At 39.0% G+C, this 24,932-nt stretch carries 20 protein-coding genes; 8 read left to right on the top strand and 12 right to left on the bottom strand.

From position 1 onward, the window contains the following. Positions 1 to 265: 265 nt before the first annotated feature. From yidC to EJ994_RS02005, 3 genes are all read right to left on the bottom strand, one after another. The gene (gene yidC, locus EJ994_RS02015; RefSeq protein WP_126590976.1) at positions 266 to 2,116 is read right to left on the bottom strand and encodes a membrane protein insertase YidC; all 1,851 of its coding nucleotides are present in this window, start codon (positions 2,114 to 2,116) and stop codon (positions 266 to 268) included. A 68-nt stretch (positions 2,117 to 2,184) separates the two neighbouring features. Further along, positions 2,185 to 3,822, bottom strand: coding sequence for a CTP synthase (locus tag EJ994_RS02010; RefSeq protein WP_126590975.1), 1,638 nt, complete (start codon positions 3,820 to 3,822; stop codon positions 2,185 to 2,187). 50 nt (positions 3,823 to 3,872) lie between these two features. Then, positions 3,873 to 4,115, bottom strand: coding sequence for a DUF3820 family protein (locus EJ994_RS02005; RefSeq protein ID WP_126590974.1), 243 nt, complete (start codon positions 4,113 to 4,115; stop codon positions 3,873 to 3,875). A gap of 51 nt (positions 4,116 to 4,166) precedes the next feature. On the opposite strand from EJ994_RS02005, the gene EJ994_RS02000 reads away from it, so the two are divergent. Next, positions 4,167 to 5,036: a hydroxypyruvate isomerase family protein gene (locus tag EJ994_RS02000; RefSeq protein WP_126590973.1), complete on the top strand. Its 870-nt coding sequence runs from the start codon at positions 4,167 to 4,169 to the stop codon at positions 5,034 to 5,036. 15 nt (positions 5,037 to 5,051) lie between these two features. On the opposite strand, the gene EJ994_RS01995 is transcribed toward EJ994_RS02000, so the two are convergent. Genes EJ994_RS01995 through guaA form a run of 4 tightly spaced genes read right to left on the bottom strand, consistent with a single transcriptional unit; the run spans position 5,052 to position 9,698 of the window. Beyond that, entirely contained in the window at positions 5,052 to 5,540 is a 489-nt protein-coding gene (locus EJ994_RS01995; protein WP_126590972.1) for a DUF922 domain-containing protein, read from the bottom strand. Between the two features lie 32 nt (positions 5,541 to 5,572). Next, a complete protein-coding gene (locus EJ994_RS01990) occupies positions 5,573 to 5,977 on the bottom strand; it encodes an OsmC family protein (RefSeq protein ID WP_126590971.1) in 405 nt (134 codons plus the stop codon). 5 nt (positions 5,978 to 5,982) lie between these two features. Continuing rightward, positions 5,983 to 8,166 (bottom strand): LysM peptidoglycan-binding domain-containing protein, encoded by a 2,184-nt coding sequence (locus EJ994_RS01985; protein ID WP_241240829.1) that lies wholly within the window; start codon positions 8,164 to 8,166, stop codon positions 5,983 to 5,985. Then, the gene (guaA, locus tag EJ994_RS01980) at positions 8,166 to 9,698 is read right to left on the bottom strand and encodes a glutamine-hydrolyzing GMP synthase (protein ID WP_126590969.1); all 1,533 of its coding nucleotides are present in this window, start codon (positions 9,696 to 9,698) and stop codon (positions 8,166 to 8,168) included. The genes EJ994_RS01985 and guaA overlap by 1 nt, the downstream gene beginning before the upstream one ends. A 317-nt stretch (positions 9,699 to 10,015) precedes the next feature. On the opposite strand from guaA, the gene EJ994_RS01975 reads away from it, so the two are divergent. Both EJ994_RS01975 and EJ994_RS01970 read left to right on the top strand, forming a co-directional pair. After that, entirely contained in the window at positions 10,016 to 10,741 is a 726-nt protein-coding gene (locus EJ994_RS01975; protein WP_126590968.1) for an SIMPL domain-containing protein, read from the top strand. A gap of 410 nt (positions 10,742 to 11,151) precedes the next feature. Beyond that, on the top strand, positions 11,152 to 11,697 hold the full coding sequence (locus EJ994_RS01970; protein WP_126590967.1) for a pyridoxamine 5'-phosphate oxidase family protein: 546 nt from the start codon (positions 11,152 to 11,154) through the stop codon (positions 11,695 to 11,697). Positions 11,698 to 11,703: 6 nt separating this feature from the next. On the opposite strand, the gene bshC is transcribed toward EJ994_RS01970, so the two are convergent. Then, the gene (gene bshC / locus EJ994_RS01965; protein WP_126590966.1) at positions 11,704 to 13,305 is read right to left on the bottom strand and encodes a bacillithiol biosynthesis cysteine-adding enzyme BshC; all 1,602 of its coding nucleotides are present in this window, start codon (positions 13,303 to 13,305) and stop codon (positions 11,704 to 11,706) included. A gap of 172 nt (positions 13,306 to 13,477) precedes the next feature. Between bshC and EJ994_RS01960 the strand changes: the two genes are divergently transcribed. The 4 genes from EJ994_RS01960 (at position 13,478) to EJ994_RS01945 (ending at position 19,913) form a co-directional block, all read left to right on the top strand. Next, positions 13,478 to 15,928, top strand: a complete 2,451-nt coding sequence (locus tag EJ994_RS01960) for a M14 family zinc carboxypeptidase (RefSeq protein WP_126590965.1) — start codon at positions 13,478 to 13,480, stop codon at positions 15,926 to 15,928. 18 nt (positions 15,929 to 15,946) lie between these two features. Next, positions 15,947 to 16,141 carry a DUF4177 domain-containing protein gene (locus EJ994_RS01955; protein WP_126590964.1) on the top strand — a complete coding sequence of 65 codons (195 nt, stop codon included), beginning with the start codon at positions 15,947 to 15,949 and terminating at the stop codon, positions 16,139 to 16,141. A gap of 189 nt (positions 16,142 to 16,330) precedes the next feature. After that, positions 16,331 to 18,706, top strand: a complete 2,376-nt coding sequence (locus tag EJ994_RS01950) for a DUF2339 domain-containing protein (protein ID WP_126590963.1) — start codon at positions 16,331 to 16,333, stop codon at positions 18,704 to 18,706. Continuing rightward, complete coding sequence (locus EJ994_RS01945) at positions 18,696 to 19,913, top strand: DUF3999 domain-containing protein (RefSeq protein ID WP_126590962.1); 1,218 nt, start codon at positions 18,696 to 18,698, stop codon at positions 19,911 to 19,913. The genes EJ994_RS01950 and EJ994_RS01945 overlap by 11 nt, the downstream gene beginning before the upstream one ends. Positions 19,914 to 19,944: 31 nt before the next feature. Here the strand turns inward: EJ994_RS01945 and rimO are convergent, their stop codons facing one another. Beyond that, a complete protein-coding gene (rimO, locus tag EJ994_RS01940) occupies positions 19,945 to 21,249 on the bottom strand; it encodes a 30S ribosomal protein S12 methylthiotransferase RimO (RefSeq protein WP_126590961.1) in 1,305 nt (434 codons plus the stop codon). A 123-nt stretch (positions 21,250 to 21,372) separates the two neighbouring features. Between rimO and EJ994_RS01935 the strand changes: the two genes are divergently transcribed. Further along, a complete protein-coding gene (locus EJ994_RS01935) occupies positions 21,373 to 22,467 on the top strand; it encodes a serine hydrolase domain-containing protein (RefSeq protein ID WP_126590960.1) in 1,095 nt (364 codons plus the stop codon). 77 nt (positions 22,468 to 22,544) lie between these two features. Here the strand turns inward: EJ994_RS01935 and EJ994_RS01930 are convergent, their stop codons facing one another. The 3 genes from EJ994_RS01930 to EJ994_RS01920 form a co-directional block, all read right to left on the bottom strand. Beyond that, complete coding sequence (locus EJ994_RS01930) at positions 22,545 to 23,390, bottom strand: macro domain-containing protein (protein WP_126590959.1); 846 nt, start codon at positions 23,388 to 23,390, stop codon at positions 22,545 to 22,547. A 9-nt stretch (positions 23,391 to 23,399) separates the two neighbouring features. Beyond that, positions 23,400 to 23,969, bottom strand: a complete 570-nt coding sequence (locus EJ994_RS01925; protein WP_126590958.1) for a TIR domain-containing protein — start codon at positions 23,967 to 23,969, stop codon at positions 23,400 to 23,402. 229 nt (positions 23,970 to 24,198) lie between these two features. Then, entirely contained in the window at positions 24,199 to 24,831 is a 633-nt protein-coding gene (locus tag EJ994_RS01920) for a hypothetical protein (RefSeq protein WP_126590957.1), read from the bottom strand. Positions 24,832 to 24,932: the final 101 nt, after the last annotated feature.

The following is a 24,932-nucleotide window of genomic DNA, read 5'->3' as shown; positions in this document are numbered from 1 at the left end:
AGTAGATTAGTTAGCATACAAATAAGTGCTCTTTACAACTCATATTTTTTTTAAGAGGTAATTAGAATCATATTTACATCCCCAAATCTTACCAAACCAATCCTTAATCAATGGCAAAAGCCTCTGGATAATCCAGAGGCTTTTCTTTATTGCGCAATAATCGAGATTAGAATGCTTCAAGGCTTAGCTCAAAAGCACACACCTTGTTTTCCTTTTAAATACCTCTTGGGAATGCCCTGAGTTATTTATAAATAAGAGTATCTAATTATTTCTTTTTCTGAGCTTCCGCCTGCTCCATCATCTCACGCATCTTTCGCTGAAATTTATTCTCTTTTTTAGGCTTCTTTTTATTCTCCTGTATTTGCGCATGAATCTTATCGTTATCCAAGATAAAATTCTTGATCACCAACATAATTCCTATAGTAATTAAGTTGGAAACAAAGTAATACAAACTTAACCCACTTGCATAGTTATTAAAGAAGAATAACATCATAAAGGGCATTAAGTACATAATAAACTTCATGTTGGGCATACCGGGCTGTGTTGGCATATTCTGCCCAGTAGTCATCATCATATAAAAGAAAATAGCTACGGATGCCAAAATTGGAAACAGACTAATATGGTCACCATAGAAGGGTATTGCAAAACCTTCTGGAAACTGATAGATGGTATCAAAAGAAGAAAGATCATCTGCCCATAAAAACGACTTTTGGCGCAATGCAAAAGATGTTGGGAAAAACATGAACAAAGCATAGAATATAGGCATCTGCAGAAATGCCGGCACACAACCACTCATTGGGCTAACACCAGCTTTACCATACAATTTCATGGTTTCCTGTTGCTTTTTCATGGCATTGTCCTTATACTTTTCTCCAAGCTCCGTAATCTCTGGCTTCAACACTTTCATCTTAGCTTGTGACAGATACGATTTATACGTAACCGGAGACATGGCCAAACGCACCAAAATGGTCATGATGATGATAGCGATACCTGCAGGTAGCATACCCCCTAGGAAAGAGTAAAAAGGCGTAAAAATATAGCGGTTGATCCATCCGAAAATTCCCCATCCAAACGGTATAGAGTCCTCAAGTCCCAAATCTTCATATTTTGACAAGACCTCAACATCGGTTGGGCCAAAATACCAGTGCATATTTTGAGAAAGTTCACCTCCTTTAACTTCAAGGGGTAAAACGGAGGCATACTCTTTAGTAAAACCAAAAGTCCTACTCTCTTCCTCCACTAAATTTTTTGACTCTAACGCTCCCGTTTTAAAGGACTCCTTGGTCGCCAGAATAGAACTAAAAAAGTGCTGTCTATAAGATATCCATTTTATATCCTCTTCCGTTTCCTCATCATCACTACCTTCAGACAGTTTACTTATCTTACCATCTTCATGATTATAGGTGAGACGCGTATATCTATTTTCATATACTATGCTTTTGGAATGTCTTATACCTTTTAACTGCCAGTCTAAGGTTACAGGCTTACTATCGTTCATAACCCTGTCCAGACCTTGGCTACGTATTGTAAAATCTACCAAGTAGTCATCCGGCTTCATTTCATAACGGTATTCCAAGTATTGGTTGTTGGAAACTTTTGCTTTCAATGAAAGTACTTGGTTGTTATCCGAATTACTTAAGCTTGGCTCAAAATACAGCTCCTTGGTATTCAACACTCTGTTGTCCGTGGTAGAGAAATTAAGCCCAAAAGAGGAATTTCCATCTTTAATTAGGTACACCGGAATAGAATCATAGGTGACAAAATTCTTCATCTTTGCCTCTATAATGTGTCCTCCCTTATTACTTATCTCTAAATAAAGTACTTCGTTTTCAAGAACGGTCGTTGCCGCAGAGGGCGCCGTAAAGCCGAATGCCCCTATTTGACTTTTGTAATTTGCAACTGCCGTAGAATCGTTTAAATTAAGTACTGGCGCTTCCGCTACTATCTCTTTATCTATATTTTCTTCTTGTGCCGCCTTAGCCTCTACCTGCTCTTGTTTTGCCTGTTCTTCCAGCTCTTCTGGGGTAGGCTTGTTCTGATAAAACATGAAAATCAATATGCCAAAAATCAGTACAAAACCGATTATGGAATTCACGTCCAATTTCTTTTCTTCCATCTAAAATATCTTATAGGTAAGGTAATTGTTTGGTTTTCAGAGAGCAAATATATGCCCAAATCGATAGTTTATGCCATACTGGCACTAGTTTGTGTTTTTTTGTGCGCTAAGGCGGCCTTTATAAACCCTACGAATAGAGGGTGTGGATTAGCAACGGTACTTTTGTATTCTGGATGATACTGTACGCCAATAAACCAAGGATGATCTCCCAACTCAACGATTTCTACTAAATCAGTGGCTGAATTTATCCCCGATGTCAATAAACCAGATTGCTCCAATTGTGATTTATAGTCGTTGTTAAATTCATATCTATGACGGTGGCGCTCAGAAATTTCCGTTTCCCCACCATAGACCTTTTGCACCAAGCTCCCCTCTTTTAATTTACAGTCCCATGCTCCCAAACGCATAGTACCTCCCATATTGGTAATTGTCTTTTGCTCTTCCATAAGACTTATTACGGGAGCAACGGTATGCTCATCCATTTCAGTAGAATTAGCATTTTTAAGTCCTAAAACATTTCTAGCATATTCTATGACCGCCATTTGCATACCCAGACAGATTCCCAAAAACGGAATCCCCATTTCTCTAGCGTATTGAACGGCTTTTATTTTTCCTTCTATTCCCCTTTCACCAAATCCGGGAGCTACTAGAATACCATCTAACCCTATTAATTTGTTCTCGAAATTACGTTCTGTTATAAATTCTGAATGAATGGATTTTACTTTGACCTTAACTTCATTTACGGCACCGGCATGGATAAAGGCTTCCAAGATGGACTTGTAAGAATCCTGAAGTTCTACATATTTACCAATGAGACCTATAACTACTTCGTTTTTAGGATTTTTATGTCGCTTTAAAAACTCGTTCCATTGCGTTAGGTCTGGCTCAATTGTATCCGGCAATGCTAATTTTTTTAACGTAACAGTATCTAGACCTTCTTCTTGCATAAGAACGGGCACGTCATAAATCGTTGAAGCATCAATACTTTGTATAACCGCTTCTCTTTTCACGTTGCAAAAGAGTGCCAATTTGTCCTTTATGTCATCTGAAATCTCGTGTTCGGTCCTACAAACAAGGATATCCGCTTTAATTCCGCTCTCCATAAGTGTTTTTACGGAATGCTGTGTTGGTTTGGTTTTAAGTTCACCCGCAGCAGATAAATAAGGAACCAAAGTTAGATGAATCACTATTCCGTTATTATCACCTAACTCCCACAGTAATTGTCTAACGGCCTCTATGTAGGGTAAGGATTCAATATCACCAACGGTACCACCAATCTCCGTAATTACAATATCGTAATCTCCACTATTGCCCAACAACTGAACACGCTCCTTTATTTCGTTGGTTATATGCGGAACTACCTGAACGGTCTTTCCTAGAAATTCCCCTCTTCTTTCCTTTTCAATGACGCTTTGATAAATTCTTCCCGTAGTAACGTTGTTCGCCTGTGAAGTCCTTACATTAAGAAAACGCTCATAATGTCCTAGATCCAAATCGGTCTCCGCACCGTCATCCGTCACATAACATTCACCGTGTTCATAAGGATTTAGTGTACCTGGATCTACATTAATATAAGGGTCTAATTTTTGAATTGTAGTTCGGTATCCGCGAGCTTGCAATAATTTTGCCAAGGAAGCGGCTATGATACCCTTACCAAGAGAAGAAGTTACCCCGCCCGTAACGAAGATGTATTTGGTTTGCGACATGATTGGAATTCTGTGTTACGGGACACAAAGTTACAAATTGCCGTAAGATTTCAGGGCTTATTGACAGGAAATTCTTTTTGTATTTTAAGAATTAGGGTTTCCAAGCCATTTACCTTGATTTCATGCATAGAACGCAACATTTCTCCTAATCTTCCATTCGGATATCCTTTTTGATTAAACCAAACCAAATAAGGTTCTGGCAGGTTCACCAGATAGCGACCTTTATATTTTCCGAAAGGCATTCTGTAATGGGCAAGCGCAATCAAATGTTGCTTATCTAGACCTAATTCCATTTTTTAAATCTAAAAAAATTATCTTTAGTACTACCAATAAAATCAATACTTATGAAAAGACGCAAGTTTATCGGAGCATCCGCGGCCGCTTCAGTCGGCCTAATAGCGTGCAATACTTCAGCTGCACAGGTCACAAAAAAAGACTCGGCAATAAAACTTAAGCACAATATAAACCATAGTGCCTGTTATTGGTGTTACGATTCTATTCCCTTAGGGGCGTTTCTTAAGAATTTAAATGAACTGGATATCAAGGCCATTGATTTAGTAGGTCCTGAAGATTGGCCACTTCTTAAAAAATACAACATACATGCCTCCATGTGCTGGGGCGCGGGATTAGGAATTAAAAAAGGCTGGAACGACCCCACACTGCATGATGAATTGGCGGCGGATTATCTACAAATAATACCCAAAGTAGCAGAAGCCGGTTATACCAATCTTATCTGTTTTAGTGGTAACCGAAACGGAATGAACGATGAAGAAGGTCTAGCGAACTGTATTACAGGTTTAAAGCGCATTTTACCACTTGCCGAAAAACACGGCGTTGTAGTACAAATGGAACTTTTGAACAGCAAGGTAAATCACGAAGACTATATGTGTGACCGCACCGAATGGGGTGTAGCACTTTGTAAAGCCCTTGGTACCGAAAATTTCAAGTTACTTTACGATATTTACCACATGCAGATTATGGAAGGGGACATCATAAGAAACATACAGGAATACCACCCCTATTTTGGACATTACCACACGGGCGGTAATCCCGGAAGAAATGAAATTGATGAAACACAGGAACTCTTTTACCCGGCAATTATGAAGGCTATATTGGACACGGGATACAAGGGACATGTAGCCCAAGAGTTTGTGCCTACTTGGGAAAATAAAATAGATGCCCTTAAGCAAGGCGTAACCATTTGTGACGTTTAACTCAACGTTTGCAACCTAACCCTCGTTCAATGCTTTTTCTATTCTTTGAATCCAAAGTTTTTGCTGAGGGATATTTCTAGAATAATCCGTTTCCTTATCGTAACGGTTCTGAAAATCGTTTAGTTCTTTAAGGGTCTCTCTATAAATAGCCTTTACCTCGGCCTTTATGTTTTTTGTAAATCGTGCTTTCGCCATTTTTTTTCGCATGTGGCGAGCAAAAAGCTCCGAAATATCAAAATGAAGCTGTTCGTGCACCAAGGTTACCTCATTACATATTTTGGGTTTGTACCACGACTTTGTAGGATAAAAGAACGCATTGACTTCGTAATCAACCACCATTTCATTACCCTTATAGCTTGTTGAAAACTGATAACTTATGCCACTCGCGGTAGTAGCTGCAGCTCCCGCCCCAACGGGAACTTTTCCCCTGAAATCGCTCCAATACAGCCTTTTGTCCGGTTCCCAAAGCACTTCTTCTTGTCCCCAAGAATACGATGAGAACATAACAAAAAAGAAAAAAATTAGAAAAGCGTTCTTTATAATACCCAATTGAAAGAGATTTCCTTTTCTATATCAGGGTGTAAACTAAAATGAACAGGACAGGTATTTGCCGTGTGTATCAATATTTTCCTGTCCTTTTCGGAAATATGCGATGGCAAGCTTAGGTCTACTTCTATCTTGGCAATTCTTCTTGGGTCGGATGCCATATGTTTGGTCACATCTGCCCGCGAACCTTCTAAATTTAATTTTAGGCCATTTGCCTTAATTCCCATCATGGTTAAAATACAGCTGGCCAAACCGGTGGCCACAGTATCGGTTGGCGAAAATGCCTGTCCAAGACCATTATTATCGGTCGGAGCATCGGTTACGAAAGAATTACCGGATTTTAAATGAACGCACTCCGTTCTCAAATCGCCGTTATAGGTCACTTTTGATGTCATACTACTTATTCTATTTGTTTTATGGCCATATCCTCATAAGCCATGATATAAGAGGCCTTATTGAAATAACCGGATGTGGCATCTTTTTCGTAATCGAATTTATTGCCGTTATACTCCGTTGCCCCTATGAACTTGGAAATATCTATCAAATCGTTCTTATAGGCTAACTTTAATAGTAAATCATACGTAAGGTCAAAACCTCTTACCGCAAATTTGTCCGGAGCATCCCCGAATCTTTTCCTGTAACGTTTCACAAAGGCATTTGAAGTGACTTCTCTGTATACAGATGGATACGTGAAGTTTAAGTTAGACAAATGGGTGCTAGAAATGACATCATTTTCAAATGCGTTGTTCTTATCCGTTGTTAACATGCGTAATTTCACCTTGTTCTTACCATTTTCAATATCCAGCAATGCATTATTAAAGGAATTTAATATGGATACCACACTGGCTATCAGTTTAAAGTTGTCCGATTCTACGAAAACCCAATTTTCTACGTCTTCAGATAATTGACTTGCCAATTTATCCCTATTTATGCCGATATTCTTCTCTTCTTCTTTTACAAGAATTACTTTTGAACCCGGGAAATGTCCCAACAACTCTTCCTCCACCGCTCTATTTTTTTCGTCCGCAATAATCACCAAATTTTCATTGGCATGATTGGCCTTCACGTATTTAATCATATGTTCCCGCAACAATTTTTCTTCGGTATAGGAGAAAAAAACGTTACTTAAACTAAGCTCACTTCTTACAGGAACAGGTGCAATAACCGGCAACTGATAACTTGCGGCCTGGTTAGAAACCTCATTCAAAGAAATTGCGTCCAAAGGTCCTACGATAGCACTGTATTCTGAAAGATTTTCTTGCTGTAAAATTGTTTTTGTCCTAGCCAAGGTAAATTGGTTATCAAAAGTTTCCACATCTACAGAAATACCTAAGGATTTAATAGAATCTAAGGCAACCAAGGCACCAGAGTATAGCCCAAGACTATATTTAAGGCTATTTCTGTTCTGCATGGCCCAAGTAACGGATTCCTTATCGCTCATATTAAGCTTATCAATGCGGAAGGGCAACAAAAACATAATTTTTGGCCTTACCTGGGTATTGATGCTATCCAACAAGTTGATTTTATCCAGAACGAGGGAATTGCGTACTTCAAAATCCCCAACTTGATCTTTGGGTAATTTAAGCACCATTCCTGCTTTAAGACCATCCTTTAAATCTGGGTTTAGTTGCATTAAATCCGACCAGGACATTCCAAATTTTCGAGTCAGCCGAAATTCGTTCTGTTTTGGCCGTACCACATAGAAGATATAATTGTCCGTATTGATTTCGCCAGGGTCCAATTTAGTTTCGGGGAGTCTAATGACCATTCCCTCTTTCAACCCTCCACGCTCAGAAATTTCCGGATTTAAACGAACTATTTCATCCGCTTTTACACCAAACTTCTTTTCCAACCGATAAAAATTCATTTTGGCCGGAACCGTATAGGAAATATAGAGCTGCGTTTGCTGGTCTTCTACTGTGCTTCCCGCAATTCTGGGCATTAAAAGCTCATAGCCTTCGGCTAGATAATTACTTGTCTTGGACAATCCAGGATTAAGTACGAGCATACTATCGATGGTAATCCCATATTTGTGGGCAATACTCCACCTCGTTTCTTTAGGCGCGACAATATACTTCTCATAATCACCTGGGTCAATCGCGGATGTTTCTTCGTCTGCCTCTGGATATTTCGGGATACGGATTACCATCTTCTTCCTTAATTGCGAGGCGTACAGCTGTTTATTGTATTTCTTTATTTCCTCCTCAGAAACATTGTACCTCTTGGCGATACCATAAAGCGTCTCTTTCTTTCTTACTTTGTGTTCCCTAAAACCAATCGGCTCCTTTTTCACTACTGAATCAGTCATTATACCTTTGATAAGGGCATCAACGGTATTCTTGTCATCGGCCGTCATAGCACCGCTTGGTATTACCAAAATAGTATTAGGGCTTAAATCCCCATCCTTTTTAATTTCCTTGTTATATTTAAGGATATCGTCCGGAGAAACTCCATAAGCCTTAGAGATGCTCTCTAAGGTTTCTCCTTTCTTTACCGGATGCGTATTAAACTTCTGCGCAAAGGCCGTACCGCCGAACAGAAGGCAGATTAGAACCGTAAAAAGTGTTTTAAGTGTATTTTTCATTATTCCCATTCTATCGTTGCTGGTGGTTTGGAACTTATATCATATACGACACGATTCACTCCAGGGACTTTATTAATGATATCATTTGATGTTTTTTGCAAAAACTCATATGGTAAATTTACCCAATCTGCGGTCATGCCATCTGTACTTTCGACAGCTCGTAAAGCTACACATTTTTCATAAGTTCGCTCGTCTCCCATAACTCCCACGCTATTGACAGGCAATAACATAGCACCAGCCTGCCAGACCTTATCGTACAATCCCCACTCACGTAATCCATTAATAAATATATGGTCTACTTCTTGTAATATGGCCACTTTATCCCTGGTAATATCCCCTAGAATTCGAATTGCCAAACCAGGACCCGGAAATGGATGCCGTCCTAACAAGGCTTTGTCTATTCCTAAACTGGCACCTACCCTACGCACTTCGTCCTTGAACAACATTTTTAAAGGCTCCACTACTTTTAACTTCATATAATCCGGAAGACCACCAACATTGTGATGACTTTTTATTGTCGCCGAAGGTCCGCCGGTTGCCGAAACAGACTCAATGACATCCGGATAAATTGTTCCTTGCGCCAACCATTTGGCGTTATCTACCTTGTGCGATTCATCATCAAAAACCTCAACGAACACTCTTCCTATGGTTTTACGCTTCGTCTCTGGGTCAGACTCTCCTTCCAAATCATCCAAAAAGCGTGCCGAAGCATCTACTCCTTTAACATTGAGGCCCATGCCCTCGTACTGTTTCAGCACATCGCCAAACTCGTTCTTACGAAGCAAACCATTGTTTACAAAAATACAATGCAGATTAGTGCCAATTGCCTTATGCAGTAGTACCGCGGCCACAGAGGAGTCTACTCCACCGGACAAGCCTAATATCACCTTTTCATCCCCGATCTTTTCTTTTAACTCCGCCACCGTGGTTTCTACAAAAGCGTCCGGTGTCCAAGTTTGTGCCACCCCTGCAATATGAACTAGAAAATTCTCCAATAATTGTTTACCATCCGTAGTATGATACACTTCTGGATGAAACTGAATTCCATACGTATCTTCACCATCAAACTTAAAAGCGGCATTCTCAACATCATTGGTACTAGCCAATAGGGTAGTATTTTCGGGTAGTTTTTTAATCGTATCCGCATGGCTCATCCAAACCTGACTGCCCGTACCTATTTTGGCTAAAAACGGGGAATTGCTATCCACTTTAGACAAATTTGCCCGACCATATTCTCTTGTATTCGATTTTTCAACATTCCCGCCATTGAAATGAGCTAGATACTGTGCGCCATAGCAAACACCCAACAAGGGTTTCTTGCCACGAATTTGAGACAAATCGGGATGCGGAGCATCATCGGCCCTAACGGAATAGGGAGAACCCGAAAGTATCACCGCTTTGTATTCAGAAAGGGCTGCCGGTGGTTTGTTAAAAGGTTTTATTTCAGAGAAAATATTCAGCTCTCGAACGCGTCTACCAATGAGTTGGGTATACTGAGAACCGAAATCTAGAATCAGGACTTTATTTTGCATGGGCAAAAATAGGAAAATCGAAAATTTGATGTAGCGTTCTTTTGAGATATTTACAACAGGTTTTTAACAATAAACCACATCGCTGTCAACTAGATGAACCACTAGCCTGCAAAACCCCATACCGTCCCCAAGCGTCATGTTTTCAACACGTATGTAAAATTACAAGCCTGACATAACTTTCATGGTAACAGCTACTATTTTTTTTGTACATAACGACCGTCTAGGTGACTTCTTACGTACATACCTAGAGTATTAGGTATTACAGAACCATATTGTAGGGTTTTCACTATTTTTATCACACAGCTTAAACAAAATCTATGAAATATATTTCGTCAATTATCTTCGGTGCCGCCATAGTAATCGCCGCCTATTTTCTTGGAAACGCCTATATCAAAAGAGCTAGTCCGCCGCAGATTATTTCCGTGACGGGTCTTGGAAACGAAAATTTTACATCGGACCTCATTGTTTGGGAGGGGAAGTTTTCCGCAAACAATACGGTGTTAAAATCAGCATTTGAGCAGTTAAACATAGATAAAGCTGTCGTCAGGGATTACCTAGTGTCAAAAGGTATAAAAGAAGAAAACATCATTTTTAATAGCGTACAGACTACGGAAACGAGAGATAACAAATACGACAATGGTAATTATGTCGGTAGTATTTTTAGAGGTTACCAATTAACCCAGTCCATTAAAATAGAATCACCCAATGTAGCGCTTATTGAACAAGTGTCTAGAGAGATTACAGAGCTTTTGAACAGAGGCGTTCAGTTCAACTCTTTCCCTCCCCGCTATTACTATACCAAGCTGGCGGATTTAAAAATAGAGATGATTTCCAAAGCAACGGAAGATGCCAGGATAAGAGCTGAGAAAATTGCAGAAAATTCGGGGAGTAGATTAGGCGACTTATCTTCTGCGCGAATGGGCGTTTTTCAGATAACAGGTCAAAATTCCGGTGAAGATTACTCTTGGGGCGGAGCCTATAATACCACATCCAAAAAGAAAACGGCGTCTATCACCATGAAATTGGACTATAGGGTAGACTAAATGTATTCATTGAAATAAAATATCTTATTTAGCTGATATACATATTCTTGAATTGATTCCTACAAAATATTCTTGACCAGTATTAAAAAAAAGCCCGGTAATCAACCGGGCTTTCTATCCAACCAACCAAATAATCGAATACGATTAGGAATTGAATACTACTCTTTTTCATAGCAATTCGTATTCCTCTCCTTGGTCGTAAGATACATACATGCCTTACAATTAGGGTTTAAAAAAAAGCTCGGGAACCACCCCGAGCTTTTTAATCAAAATCAAAAACCAACCTAACTTTAGTATTTTATCGGAATACTAATTTATTTTTCATAGCAATTTATATATAGAACAACTTAGCTGTAAAAAACCCTACCCAATCCTATGTTTTTTTCTAACTTTATTAAAAGAAGTATAACATGGAGCAGGTTTTCTGGAAGGAGCTAAATGAGGAATTACATAAAGGAACAACTAAAAAAGGGCATCCTTTTCGGTATATGACCCTTGCTACTGTGGGATTGGACCATTTGGCAAGACTCAGAACCGTGGTTTTGAGAAAGCTGAACGAAAATCTAGACCTTACGATATTCACGGACAAACGCTCTAAAAAAGTGATACATATTAAAGAGAACAACAAAGTAAGCCTGCTCCTATATCACCCCAAAAAGATGCTACAACTTAAAATAGAAGGGAAAGCTAGAATCATTGAAGACCCTGAAACTCTAAAAAAATACTGGAACGGCATACAGCCCAACAGTCGCAAAGATTACATTACCAAAAAGGCTCCTGGAACTGTCATCAAAAATCCTGATTTGGTAACCTACATGGATGATGAGCATCATTTTTGTATGATAGAAATAAAGCCTTATAAAATCGAGTATCTAAAACTAAAGAGACCAAACCACATCCGGATTAAATACTCCAAAGAGGGAGAAAAATGGGTAGAGGAATTTATGACTCCTTAATACTGACTATAGGCTAATAACAGTGAACTCCATACGTAAAGGCTGTAAGGCATTCTTTAGCATGGGAATAAGACCATCACCGTATTCCAAAAAAAGTTCTGAAAAGTTCAAATTACGCTCTTGCAAAGATTTCCCTGGAAAGAGCTCGTTCTGTATTTCCGTCATACGAATGACATGATCTTTCAATTTTCTTTTTTGTGCCTTCAACAGGCGTTTTTCCAGATGGTCAAGACCTTTTTTTTGTTTTACCTCCTGTGCCTTAACGGCGCCTAAAAAAGATTTATCCGTCTGTTCGGCCAAGGTATACAAGTCTTTAAATTGATTTTCCAAAAGTTCTTTTTGTGAAGTAAAATCGATTTCGACATTCGATATTTCACGTATTTTTTTATTAATGAGGCTATTTTGCTTTAGAAACAAATCCTTGACGGACAATTGCATCTTATCCAACTTTTTCAACTGTTTCTTTGAAATCACCAAGGCCGAATTTCTTAGTAGAAGAATAGGAAAAGGCACCCGCATAGCTTCAAAAGTTGTCTTGAGCTCCAACCAATATGCAATTTCGCCGCCTCCGCCAATATAGCAGAGATTGGGCAATATCACCTCTTGATACAATGGTCTGGCGATTACGTTTGGCGAAAAGCGCTCTGGATGTCCTTCTAATTCTCTCAGGAGCTCTTCTTCCGTAAAGGAAATAGCCGTGTCATTTACCACATACCTATCCTTGTGTTCAACAATCCGTTCTCTTAAGCCCTCGTGCAAATAGAAATAATTAATTTCTCTAGGATTCACCTGTATGGGATACCCCTCGTTTAGTCCTTCCATGGCACTAATGGTCTTGCTAACCTCGGAATGGGCTTTTTGTTCTAGGATATCTTTTTTTGCGTATGGAATTAGCAGCCGTTTAAGCTTACTGTCGTCACCATCTACGATAACCAAACCATATTCCCCAAATAATTCGTTCGCTAAGAAACGGGTTGCATTTGTTAGTGTCCCGTTTTCTAAATAGGCTTTTTCAAAAAGGTTCTTCAATTCCAGAGCATTCTTACTACTCCCTAAATGGCTAGCAAAAATCCTGAATACCTCATCTAAACCTTCGGTACCTAAATGACCAACGGCTCCGGAGGCATCTTTGTTCCATTGAAGCTTCTTACCTTGAAAATTAAAATAATTTATTTCATCAAAATCATGGTCTTCCGTGGCCATCCAATAGATAGGCACGAAATTGGAATCAGGGAAGTCTTTTTTTAACTGTTCTGCGAGATTTATAGTGGCTATGATTTTGTACAAAAAATATAAAGGTCCCGTAAAGAGGTTTAACTGATGTCCCGTTACAATAGTGAACGTTGAAGATTCCTTTAAACTGTTGATATGATGTAAGGTGCTATCGGAAACATTAAAATCTTTATATTGATGTAATAACGCTTCCTTTAAAATAGCTCTATTTTCTTGGGGAAAGTTCGCCCCTTTTTCTTTTAACTGTTTTTGGAAACCTGCTCTGTCCGGAAAGTTGTTGTAGAGCATCTTAATCTTCTTATCCGCCTCAATATAGTCACAGATTAAATTTGAAAAGTAGCCGGTCTCTTTAAAGGGTAAACAGTCAATATCCATAGAAGAACAAAAATGAAGGTAAATATAAAACTCTCCTGTTTTAGAGTTCCTAAAAATACGTTAATTACCTTAACAAATAAATTTTTGATTACTCGTTAAAAAGCAGTTCTCACAGGACAATTTTCAACAATAATTTGTTAGATTTGGAAACTTTCGATTTTAAAAATATCACATGGTTAAAATTTTACGTTCCCTCCTATTTCTACTACCTATTTTATCAATTGCGCAGCTACAATCCCCTTCAGAATTTTTGGGTTATGAACTTGGAAGCCAGTTTACAAGACACCATCAAGTAGTAGACTACTACGAATATCTTGTCGGGGCATCGCCGGACAGGATGCAATTAATGCAGTATGGGAAAACCAATGAAAGAAGACCTTTATTATTAGCATATATTTCCTCAGCGAATAATATTGAAAATCTAGAGCGTATTCGGTTAGAGCATCTAAAAAGCACCAGTGGAGAGGGAGCATCGGATAAAGCCATCGTATGGCTTAGTTATAATGTTCACGGTAACGAAAGTGTTAGCACGGAAGCATCCATGCAGACCATTTATGATTTACTCACCCGTAAGAGCGACTATTTAGAAAATACCATCGTCATTATGGACCCCTGTATTAATCCAGACGGTAGGGATCGGTATGTAAATTGGTACAACCAGTATAAAAACAGCCCAAATACGGTTGATCCCAACAGCAAAGAACACCATGAAGGTTGGTGGAGTGGTCGCAGCAACCATTACATGTTCGACCTTAACAGGGATTGGGCATGGCTCACACAGGTAGAAAGTCAACAAAGACTGAAACAGTTTAACAAATGGCTACCCCATGTGCACGTAGATTTTCATGAACAAGGTGTAGATAGTCCTTATTATTTCGCCCCCGCGGCCGAACCTTATCATGAGGTGATCACTGATTTTCAACGAGCGTTTCAGGTAACTATCGGTAAAAACCATGCAAAATATTTTGATGAAAACGGATGGTTTTACTTTACCAAAGAATCGTTTGACTTGTTATATCCCAGCTACGGAGATACCTATCCAACCTATAACGGTGGTATTGGCATGACCTATGAACAGGGAGGAAGCGGTAGAGCGGGTCTCGGTATTAAAACCAGTATTGGGGACACCCTTACGTTGAAAGACCGAATTTCTCATCACCACACTACCGGACTTTCCACTGTGGAGGTGGCAAGTAATAATGTGGCAAAATTGAATGATGAATTCAAGAAATTCTATCAGGACAAGGACTTCAAGTACAAAAACTATGTGCTCAACGGAAACCAGGATAAATTGAATGCGCTGACCAACCTGTTAAAACAGCATGAAATCGAGTTCGGTTATGCCTCCAATACAACATATAAAGGATATGACTATGCGACAGGGAAAATAGGCGCTATGAAGGCATCGACCAAAAGTCTGGTCGTTTCAACAGACCAAGCTAAGGGAACTTTGGTGAAGGTACTATTTGAGCCTAAAGCAAAATTAAGTGATTCGGTTACCTATGATATAACCGCTTGGTCCCTACCCTATGCCTATGGCTTGGATGCATTGGCAACAGAGACCGGCATTCAGAAAAATACGGCTACGAATACCGTAGGAAGCTTTGGGATAGCAACGCCGGATAGCTATGCCTACATTACCGATTGGAATGCCATGAACGATGCTAAATTTCTTGCGGAATTGCTCAAGCAAAAAATACGGGTGCGTTATGCTCACAAACCCTTTATGTTAGACGGGATTGAACACAAAAGAGGAAGTCTTATCATTACTAAAACGGACAATAAAAACATAACCGACTTTAGTGAAATTTTAAATGAGGCATCTATTAAATTTTCTAAACGGCTCCAACCCACAACTACCGGTTTTGTAGAGAGTGGAAAAGACTTTGGCTCTAGATACGTCGGCGTTGTACCAGATGTAAAAGTTGCCGTATTATCCGGTGAACCGACCGCTACACTCCGTTTTGGCGAAGTATGGCATTATTTTGAACAACAGCTCAACTACCCATTATCCGTTTTGGACGAAAGCTACTTTAGTCGTGTAGATTTATCCGACTATGACATTTTAATTCTTCCTGACGGATGGGGATATCGCAGTTTCTTAAAGAAGAACATTACCGAAAAAATCACGGATTGGGTTAAAGCCGGTGGTAGGTTAATCGCCATGGGCGGGTCCGTAAACGCCTTAGCTAAAAGTGATAGTTTTAGCATCAAGGAAAAAGAAACACCTAAAGACACCACGGTAAATCTTGAAGCTTTTGAAAACAATCAAAGAGAACGCATTAAAACGGCTATCACCGGCGCAATCTTTAAAGCTACGGTAGACCCTACACACCCCTTAGCATACGGTTATGGCAATACTTACTATACCCTAAAACTCGGTAATACCGCCTTTAATTATTTAGACGGTGGCAGCGCGGTATATCTTAATGAGAACGCGAACAAACCGGTTTCTGGTTTTGCAGGGAGCGAGGCTCAAAAGAAAATTGCGGAAACACTGATTTTTGGAACCGAAAATATAGGAAGAGGTCAAGTTGTTTATATGGTTGATAATCCATTGTTTCGAGGGTTTTGGGAAAATGGAAAACTATTCTTTGCCAACGCCATATTCATGATCAATTAAAACCTCAAAATAAACCGCATGAAAGCATATAAAGTCGAAACACTTATCTATTACAGTAAAATTACCCTGGACACCAAGCATATTGCCAATTCTTCAAAAGCAGAAATTCAAGAAAAGTTAGATGCATATGCCAAGGATGGTTGGCGACTGGCTTCAACGGACGCTACCAACTTCGGTGCAGCGGTTTACATCTATCTTTATTTTGAAAAATAGTATTTTAAACTACTGATTTACTGTATTTTAATTTAAAATACGATTTTAATAGAATTTTAGAGTATCTCAGAATACCCAGTATTCAGGGTATACCAACTCTAAAAAGCTTGATATCTTGCCAACAAATCCAGAGTATATTCGTTCTTAAAATCCGAACGATACCAAGAGTGTGGAGTAAAATGAATCATTATGCCAGATAATCAAGACAACGTATCAGCACTTTTAGCAAAATTAGAACTGCTTTTAAAAAAGCAAGAAAGTTTTAATTTGGAAGTCAATGAGCTTCGCAAAGACTTAAAGGCATTGCAAAGTGAAGCGCCATCAAAGATTACTGAAACAACTCCTGAAACAAAAGAAGCAACTACCCCGGACAACCCTATTATAAAGGAGGAAACCGCTGTAATAAAAGATACTGAAGCGGTAATTGAAACAAAACCGATTGCACCCATTGAAGCTCCTTCTAAAAAGTTTTCCGCACCAATAAAAAAACCGAAGGGCAAATCAAATCTGGAGAAATTCATTGGGGAGAACCTAATTAATAAAATTGGTATTCTCATTACCGTTATTGGTGTATTCATAGGTGCCAAATATTCTATAGAAAACAACCTCATAAGCCCGCTGACCCGCATTATCTTGGGGTATTTGGTAGGTTTAGGACTGGTGGCAACAGGAATTAAACTAAAGGCAAAATATAAGAATTACAGCGCTGTACTGGTCAGTGGCGCCTTGGCGATATTATACTTTATCACCTTTGCAGCCTATAGTTTTTACGATTTATTTCCCCAAGGTGTAGCCTTTACCTTAATGGTCTTTTTAACCGTATTCGGGGTTGTGGCCGCATTAAATTACAACAAACAGATTATTGCCCATATAGGACTGGTCGGTGCCTATGCCGTGCCCTTTTTACTCAGTAATAATTCCGGCAATGCGTGGGTCCTGTTCAGTTATATGGCCATTATTAATTTGGGCATCCTTTTCATTTCCATAAAAAAATACTGGAAAGCGCTGTACTATGTCGCTTTTGCTTTTACATGGCTCATATTTAGCGGCTGGATTACTTTTTCTTACGAAACAAAGGACCATTATCAAATAGCACTCCTATTTCTTTTCATCTTCTTTTTATTCTTTTACGCAACATTTCTGGGTTATAAACTCATCAAGTCCGAAAAATTCAAAGTCTCGGATGTTTTTATGCTCTTGTTGAATTCCTTTATCTTTTACGGATTTGGATTTGGACTACTGGCCCATAACGAAACGGGTGAGGAATTGCTAGGTTTATTTACTCTGGGTAATGCGTTGGTCCATTTTGTGGTGACCACCATAATATTCAAAAAGAATCTTGGTGATAAGAACCTATTTTATCTTGCGGCAGGTTTAGTACTGATATTTATAACCATTGCCATACCCGTTCAATTAGACGGTAACTGGGTGACATTATTATGGGCCATGGAGGCGGCACTCTTATTCTGGATAGGAAAGAGCAAAAACATACGCGCCTACGAGTACATGTCCTATCCTTTAATGGTCATCGCGTTTTTAAGTTTGACCCAGGATTGGGCTTTAGCGTATGGTGGCTTTACCTTCAATCTAGAAGACGAGCGACTTCAGCCGATACTCAACGCAGCTTTTTTAACTTCGTTTCTTTTCATCGCGGCCTCTGGTTTTATCAATTGGGTGAACAAGAAATACAATGCCGTTGATGGGAAAAAGAGTTTCATATCCAAGGTCATGTCCATCGCAATACCCGCAGTTTTCATTTTAGTCCTTTATTGTTCGTTTTATTTGGAAATCGAATACTATTTCACACAATTATATCAAGCCTCCGGAATACCTATGACCATAACGGATACCTCTGAGTATTCGCAATACAACGAAAATATTTCCCAACAAAGAATTGTCTGGCTTCTGAACTATACCTTGTTGTTCTTGTCCGTTCTAACGTTCATCAACATTCACAAACTAAAAAGTAGGGTCCTTGGAATCGTTACTTTGATCCTGTCCATTTTTGCCGGGTTCCTATTCCTTACAACCGGGCTGTACGCACTTAGTGAACTTAGAGAAAATTACTTGAGCGGAGCATTGGCCGAGTTCTATACCGTGAGCACATTTACCATTACCGTACGCTATGTCTGCTTTGCGTTTTTAGCATTACTGCTTTTCATGGTCCGTAAATTGACTTTGGCTCCTTTTATGAGGATAAACTTTAATGTTCCATTTGGACTTTTACTGCATACCTCCGTATTATGGATTGCAAGTAGTGAGCTTATTCATTGGATGGATATGAGTGGCTCTGACCAAAGCTATAAATTGGGCCTTAGTATTCTCTGGGGAAGTTATTCCTTGTTCTTGATTATATTGGGGCTTTGGAAGAAGAAAAAATACCTTCGTATTTCGGCAATCGTACTCTTTGGCGTAACCCTTGTAAAACTTTTCTTTTATGATATAGCGTCTTTGAGCACTATTGCCAAGACCATTGTTTTTGTTTCTCTTGGCGTGCTGCTCCTTATTATCTCATTCTTGTACAATAAATACAAACATATTATTACGGAAGAAAATGAAGACTAAATTCATCTATTATCTTACGCTGCTCGTTTGCTCTTATTCTTTTGGACAGTTGGACACTTATTCCGAAAAAATTCCCCTTACCGGGGTTTCAGACTCGTGGCACACGATAGCCCTACCCGATACGGTCTTTTCAAAGGTAAATGACGAATTTTCGGATATCCGCATTTATGGTATCACCGAAAAAGATACTATAGAGGCACCCTATGTACTACAAACTTCCAGAGCCACTGGAGTTGAGAATGAAATTAAATTTGAACTCGTAAACCAGTCTTTCAACGCCAATGGATTCTATTTTACCTATCAAATTCCCGTGGAAGAATCCATCAACAAAATAGCACTCGATTTTAAGAATACCAATTTTGATTGGAAGGTTCAATTGGAAGGAAGTCAAAATCAAAATGAATGGTTCACTATTCTAGAGGATTACAGAATTTTATCCATACAGAATACCGAAACCAACTACCGGTTTACGGACCTTATCTTTCCAGATTCAAAATTTAAGTATTTTAGACTATTTATAAAGACCGCAACAAAACCTGAGCTTTTAAAAAGCTATCTCGTTTCGAACAAAATTACGCCTGCACGTTATCGTTCTTATTCCGCCTCGGACTTCTCCGTGTCGGAAAAGGGAAAACAGACCTATATCGATATTGATTTAAAGAAACGTGTGCCCATAGCTTTTTTGAAGCTTAAAGTTACCGATGATATAGCGTATTACAGAACCATTACCATTGATTATATAGCGGACAGTACCGAAACCGAAAAAGGATGGCGGTATTCTTATAGAAATCTTTATCGCGGAACCTTGACCTCTTTCAAGGCGAATGAATTTACATTTAGGCCTGTATTAACATCAAAATTCAGCGTAAGGATAGCGAATAATGACAACGCGCCGCTACATATTACCGACGTAGAAGCCAAAGGTTATGAATATACCTTAATAACGCGCTTAATGGATGATGCGAAGTATGATTTGGTCTATGGAAAAGAAAATGCGTACAAACCCCGATATGATATTCAACAAACGGGCTTTACGTTCCCCGAGGATATAAAACCCTTACAACTAGGACAGCCGGAAATTATTGAGAAAAAACCTCCCTTCGTAAAGGCCCCACTATTTGAAAACAAGCTATGGCTCTGGTTGCTTATGGGTACCATTATTCTTGTATTGGGTGGTTTTACGCTTAAGATGATGCAGCAAAAGTAACTACTACTTCTTCCATACTGAAGACCTAAAATTACTGCACAGGATCACCGTACAAATCAAAATCTGCCGCATCTGTAATGGTTACATCAACAAATTCACCCTGTTTTACATAGTGCTTGGTAGCATCGATTAAAACCTCATTGTCAACATCTGGGGAGTCGAACTCCGTTCTACCGATAAAATAATTCCCTTCTTTTCTGTCAATAATACACCGAAAGGTCTGCCCTATTTTTTGCTGATTAAGTTCCCAAGAAATCTGGGATTGTATTTCCATAATCTCGTTGGCACGTTCCTGTTTTACCGCTTCTGGTACATTGTCCTCTAAATTATAGGCATGGGTATTCTCTTCATGACTATAGGTAAAACAGCCCAAACGCTCAAAACGCATATCTTCCACCCAATTTCTCAAGGTTTTAAAATCCTCCTCGGTTTCCCCGGGGTAGCCCACTATCAAGGTGGTGCGTATGGTCATTTCTGGTACCGTAGCCCTAAAATCCTGCAGAAGCTTCGTTGTTTTCGCCTGAGTGGTACCACGGCGCATACTTTTTAAAATACTATCGGAAATGTGCTGTAAAGGAATGTCCAGATAGTTACAGACCTTTGGCTCGTTCTTCATTACCTCCAAAACATCCATCGGAAAACCCGTTGGGAAGGCATAATGTAACCGTATCCATTCAATCCCTTCGACTTTCACCAAAGCTTCAAGTAATTCCGCCAAGTTTCTTTTCTTATATAAATCCAGTCCGTAATAGGTTAAGTCCTGCGCAATTAAAATCAACTCCTTAACGCCTTTTGCGGCCAGTTTCTCCGTTTCTGTAACCAATTCTTCAATGGGCTTACTCTTATGCTTACCGCGCATTAAGGGTATGGCACAAAACGAACAGGGACGGTCACAACCTTCCGCAATTTTAAGATACGCGTAATTTTTGGGCGTCGTGGTCAAGCGCTCCCCTATAAGCTCGTGCTTATAGTCCGCTCCCAAAGCTTTTAGAAGGTTGGGAAGTTCGCTAGTTCCAAAATACTCGTCTACATTGGGTATTTCTTTTTGCAAATCTGGCTTATACCGCTCACTTAAGCAGCCCGTAACAAAAACCTTGTCCACCTCACCGGCCTCCTTCTTCTGCACATATTCAAGAATGGTGTTTACACTCTGCTCTTTGGCATTGGCAATAAAACCGCAGGTATTAATGACGACTACATTCCCCTCTTCCTCATGAACGACCTCTTTATCGTTAGCGCGCAACTGGCCCATAAGAACTTCCGAGTCGTACACATTCTTACTGCAACCAAGGGTTACTACGTTGATTTTATTCTTCTTGAGCGTTTTTGTTCGCATAGCTTTTTAATGGGGTGCAAAAATACGATTTGCCGTTAGAACTAGCTGTGTTTCACACGATTTCTTTGATTTTAACGTTAAACCAATGCAGCGATATATAGTCCTACTAAAAAATCAATCGTTATGATACGTTCCAAAACTTATATCCTATTTCTCATCACGACCCTCATTCTCGGATGTTCCAAAGACACGCCCATTGATGAGAATAATGATATCCCTTTAGAAAATAACGGCCTTTACTTTCCTCCTTTAGATACTTCGGATTGGGACACGGTTGACCTAGAGGGCCTCAATTGGAATGCCGACGCCGAAGCGGAACTCTATGATTTTCTGAATACAAATGGAACAAGGGCCTTTATTGTGCTGAAAGATGGTAAGATTGCCCTCGAAAAATATTTTGGAGACCATACTGAAAGCACCCCTTGGTATTGGGCCTCAGCCGGAAAAACATTGACGTCCTTCACTACAGGCATAGCATTACAGGAAGGGTTTTTATCCTTGAACGATAAAACCGCCGATTATCTCGGAAAGGGTTGGACGAGCCTAACCAATGAGAAAGAAGAATTGATAACAATTTGGCATCAATTGACCATGACCTCTGGGATGGACGATACACAAGGGGATTGTAAAACGCCTGACTGTTTGACCTACGTTGCGGATGCAGGAACGCGCTGGTCCTATCACAATGCACCTTACACCCTAATTCAACAGGTAATTTCAAACGCTACGCAAATGGAATTTGAGGATTATTTTGCTTCCAAAGTCAAGGACCAAATTGGTATGGGAGGTTCATGGATTTCTACCAATGGTATTAATAATGTGTACTGGAGTACCGCTAGGAGCATGGCCCGTTTTGGTTTATTGAACCTGAATAAGGGAAACTGGAACGGAACCCCTATCCTTGAAAATACGGACTATATCACCTCCATGAGCACTACTTCTCAAGATTTAAACAAATCCTATGGGTATCTCTGGTGGTTAAATGGAAAAGAGAGTGCTATGGTGCCACAATCACAACTGGTATTCAATACAGAACTAATGCCCAATGCGCCGGATGACCTCTATGCCGGTTTGGGAAAAAATGACCAAAAGTTGTACATAGTTCCTAGTCAAAACCTGGTTGTTGTTCGTATGGGTGAGGATACGGGTTATCAAGCCCTGGGACCCTCTGGCTTTGACGATGAACTTTGGGCGCTACTGAACAAGGTGATGGATTAGGCGTAAACGGTTTGTTTATGGTGTCGTAGCTGTTCCGCAGACTAGCTATGCACTATATAACTTGTTAAGTACTTTTTTTATTTTAAGACGTGATTTAAATGGTCTTTAATATCGTAAAGGTTAATTCCAAAGTTTTCCGCGTCTTCAGGTCTAACTGTTATAATTAATTTTTCTGTGAACTTGTTGTTAATCGACTCTTTGACAAATGATTCTGCTATTAGTGCTATCGTTTTTTTTCTTGTAATCCTGATTCTTCCTCTTCCTGTCCCAATAACTGGAACCGCAAGCTCTTGAAGTTCACCATTATTTCTAACATATGTCCACAAACCGTCTAATGCTTTTTTTATATCTGTCACAGTAGAGGAAGCGTTTCCGTTTTCTCCAAGAACAGCCATAGCTGTAAAATAAAATGTCTTCCCATGAGTATGTATAGGTATTGTAGTTCCCATGGAATAAGGAGCGTCTCCATCAATTTCTTTCAGTTCTTCATTTATATCTTCCATAAGTTTGTTTTGATTACCGGTAAAATATTTTGCAGTAAATTGACCTTGGAGACTATTGACTGATATTTTCCCGCTAGCAACATCTGCCTCGAATACTGTATTTGAACTGATTACAGCCGCTCCACTTACATCAAATAAATCCGCAATACGAACTTCAAGGTTAAAGTCATGTCCCTTTAGTGGGATTAAAATTGACTTTATTGGCCTTTTGAGCAAAATTGAAATTAAAGTGGCAATGACAATAAAAATGAAGAAAGCATAATTGGCATATTGGTCTCTTGTGTATACGTTAAAAAAATCAAGTGATTCTATTATCAACCAAATAAAGCCATAAATAGCTAGTATTGATTTGATTCCATTAAGCGAAAAAATATATCGCCAATATGCCTTGCTGAGTATTGAGTTAAAGAAGTATTTCATCTGACTTTTCTAACATGGAAAAAAATAGTCGCTTGGTTTAGTCTTCGTCGAATAGCGAAAATCTGGGTCGCTTAAAGCAGCTCGGATTAATTCTTTTTTGTACGGAATATGTAAAACTGGAACTGCGTCTTTAGAGTTCTTGAACATTGGAAGCTGCCCCCACATATCGGTTATCTTTTTTTTGAGTGTTATGGACGTACAATTGATTATATCACTTTTTTCTTTGTAGTCTGTGTAGACCACAATCACAGGTAACCCATTAACATTTATAGCGTGATTAATTTCTTCTCTTACTGCTCTTGAATTTTTTGTGTCTTTACTCAAAAAGAAAATTAAGTTCTTAGACTTATTGATTCTATCTCTGAGTCTAGGTTTAAGTGTTTTTTCCCAATCACTGCTATCCCTAACATTATAATTCTTGTTGTGCGAGTCAATAAAAGGAAATGTCGAATCTTTTCCTTTCCATGCTCTGAGCATATTGTAATAAACAAAGTCCTTTACACCATGAGCTGCTAGGTTTGAGTCTGACCCAATGTGTGTCACGTAAAATGCACAATAGTTTCCTGTTTTATTTGCCATGTTTTATTCTTTTCCAATTGTACCTAACCATTCGGCTAAGCGTGGTGCGGAGACAAGGAGACATTTCGTTTCCGTCTGCCGACGTAGCTAAAGCTTATTATTTAGTTTTATTTTTTCCTTTCGAGAGCAATCCCGACGCTTCGGGGCAAAAGATTTTTGCGGACTTCATAAAAATACACAAACCTTTGGTAAAGCCCTAAGCCCGTATTGTTTATAGGTTTTGTTAGCACTAGTTTTTGTTCACGTTTTGTATTGAATCTGACTTAGGAAAGTTTAAATAGATTGATTTGTTTCCATCGAGTTTTATCAGTTTTCTTTCTTCTGAAATTATTTTTAGCACTTTTTCAAAACTTTTTATAACAGTACTCGCTAAAAAAATCCAGCTTTTAAATAATAATTTTTCGGTATCGCTTACATCATACAAAAGCAATTCCTTATCATTAATTTCTTCATCTTTTTTAAGCTTTGCAGCTTTTTCTCCACAAGCTTTTTCATCTGCTTTTTTGCTAGTATTGTATGCTTTTGTAATATAGTTCGCCTTACCTGTCAAAAATGATAAGCAGCTTTCAAATGATTTAGCTGAAGAATTATGCATAAATTGATTTCTAATTGACATGAAGGTTATTATATTTTCTCTATCATTTTTGTCAAAGAGTTTTGAGTCCAACATTAATTGAACCTTTTGATTCATTGATAGTGCCTTACTTGTATTTCCAAGAGACTCATTCTCTTCATCTAAATTTAGAATTATTCTTAAAGAACTGCTTGCAAAGTCTTCAAATGCCAAAGAATAGTGTAAAACCAATAACTTAATTCGAGCCTCATAAACCGAAAAAGGGGTATTTGTTATTATATTTTCCATTTTTTTAAGTTAGTGCTATCGGTTCGGCTAAGCGTAGTGCGGAGGCAAGGAAACTTTTCGTGTCCGTCTGCCGACGTAGCTAAAGCTTATTGTTTAGTTTT

The sequence above is a fragment of the Maribacter sp. MJ134 genome (assembly GCF_003970695.1).
Taxonomy (GTDB): Bacteria; Bacteroidota; Bacteroidia; order Flavobacteriales; family Flavobacteriaceae; genus Maribacter.
This window is presented reverse-complemented; position numbering and strand designations above follow the sequence as displayed.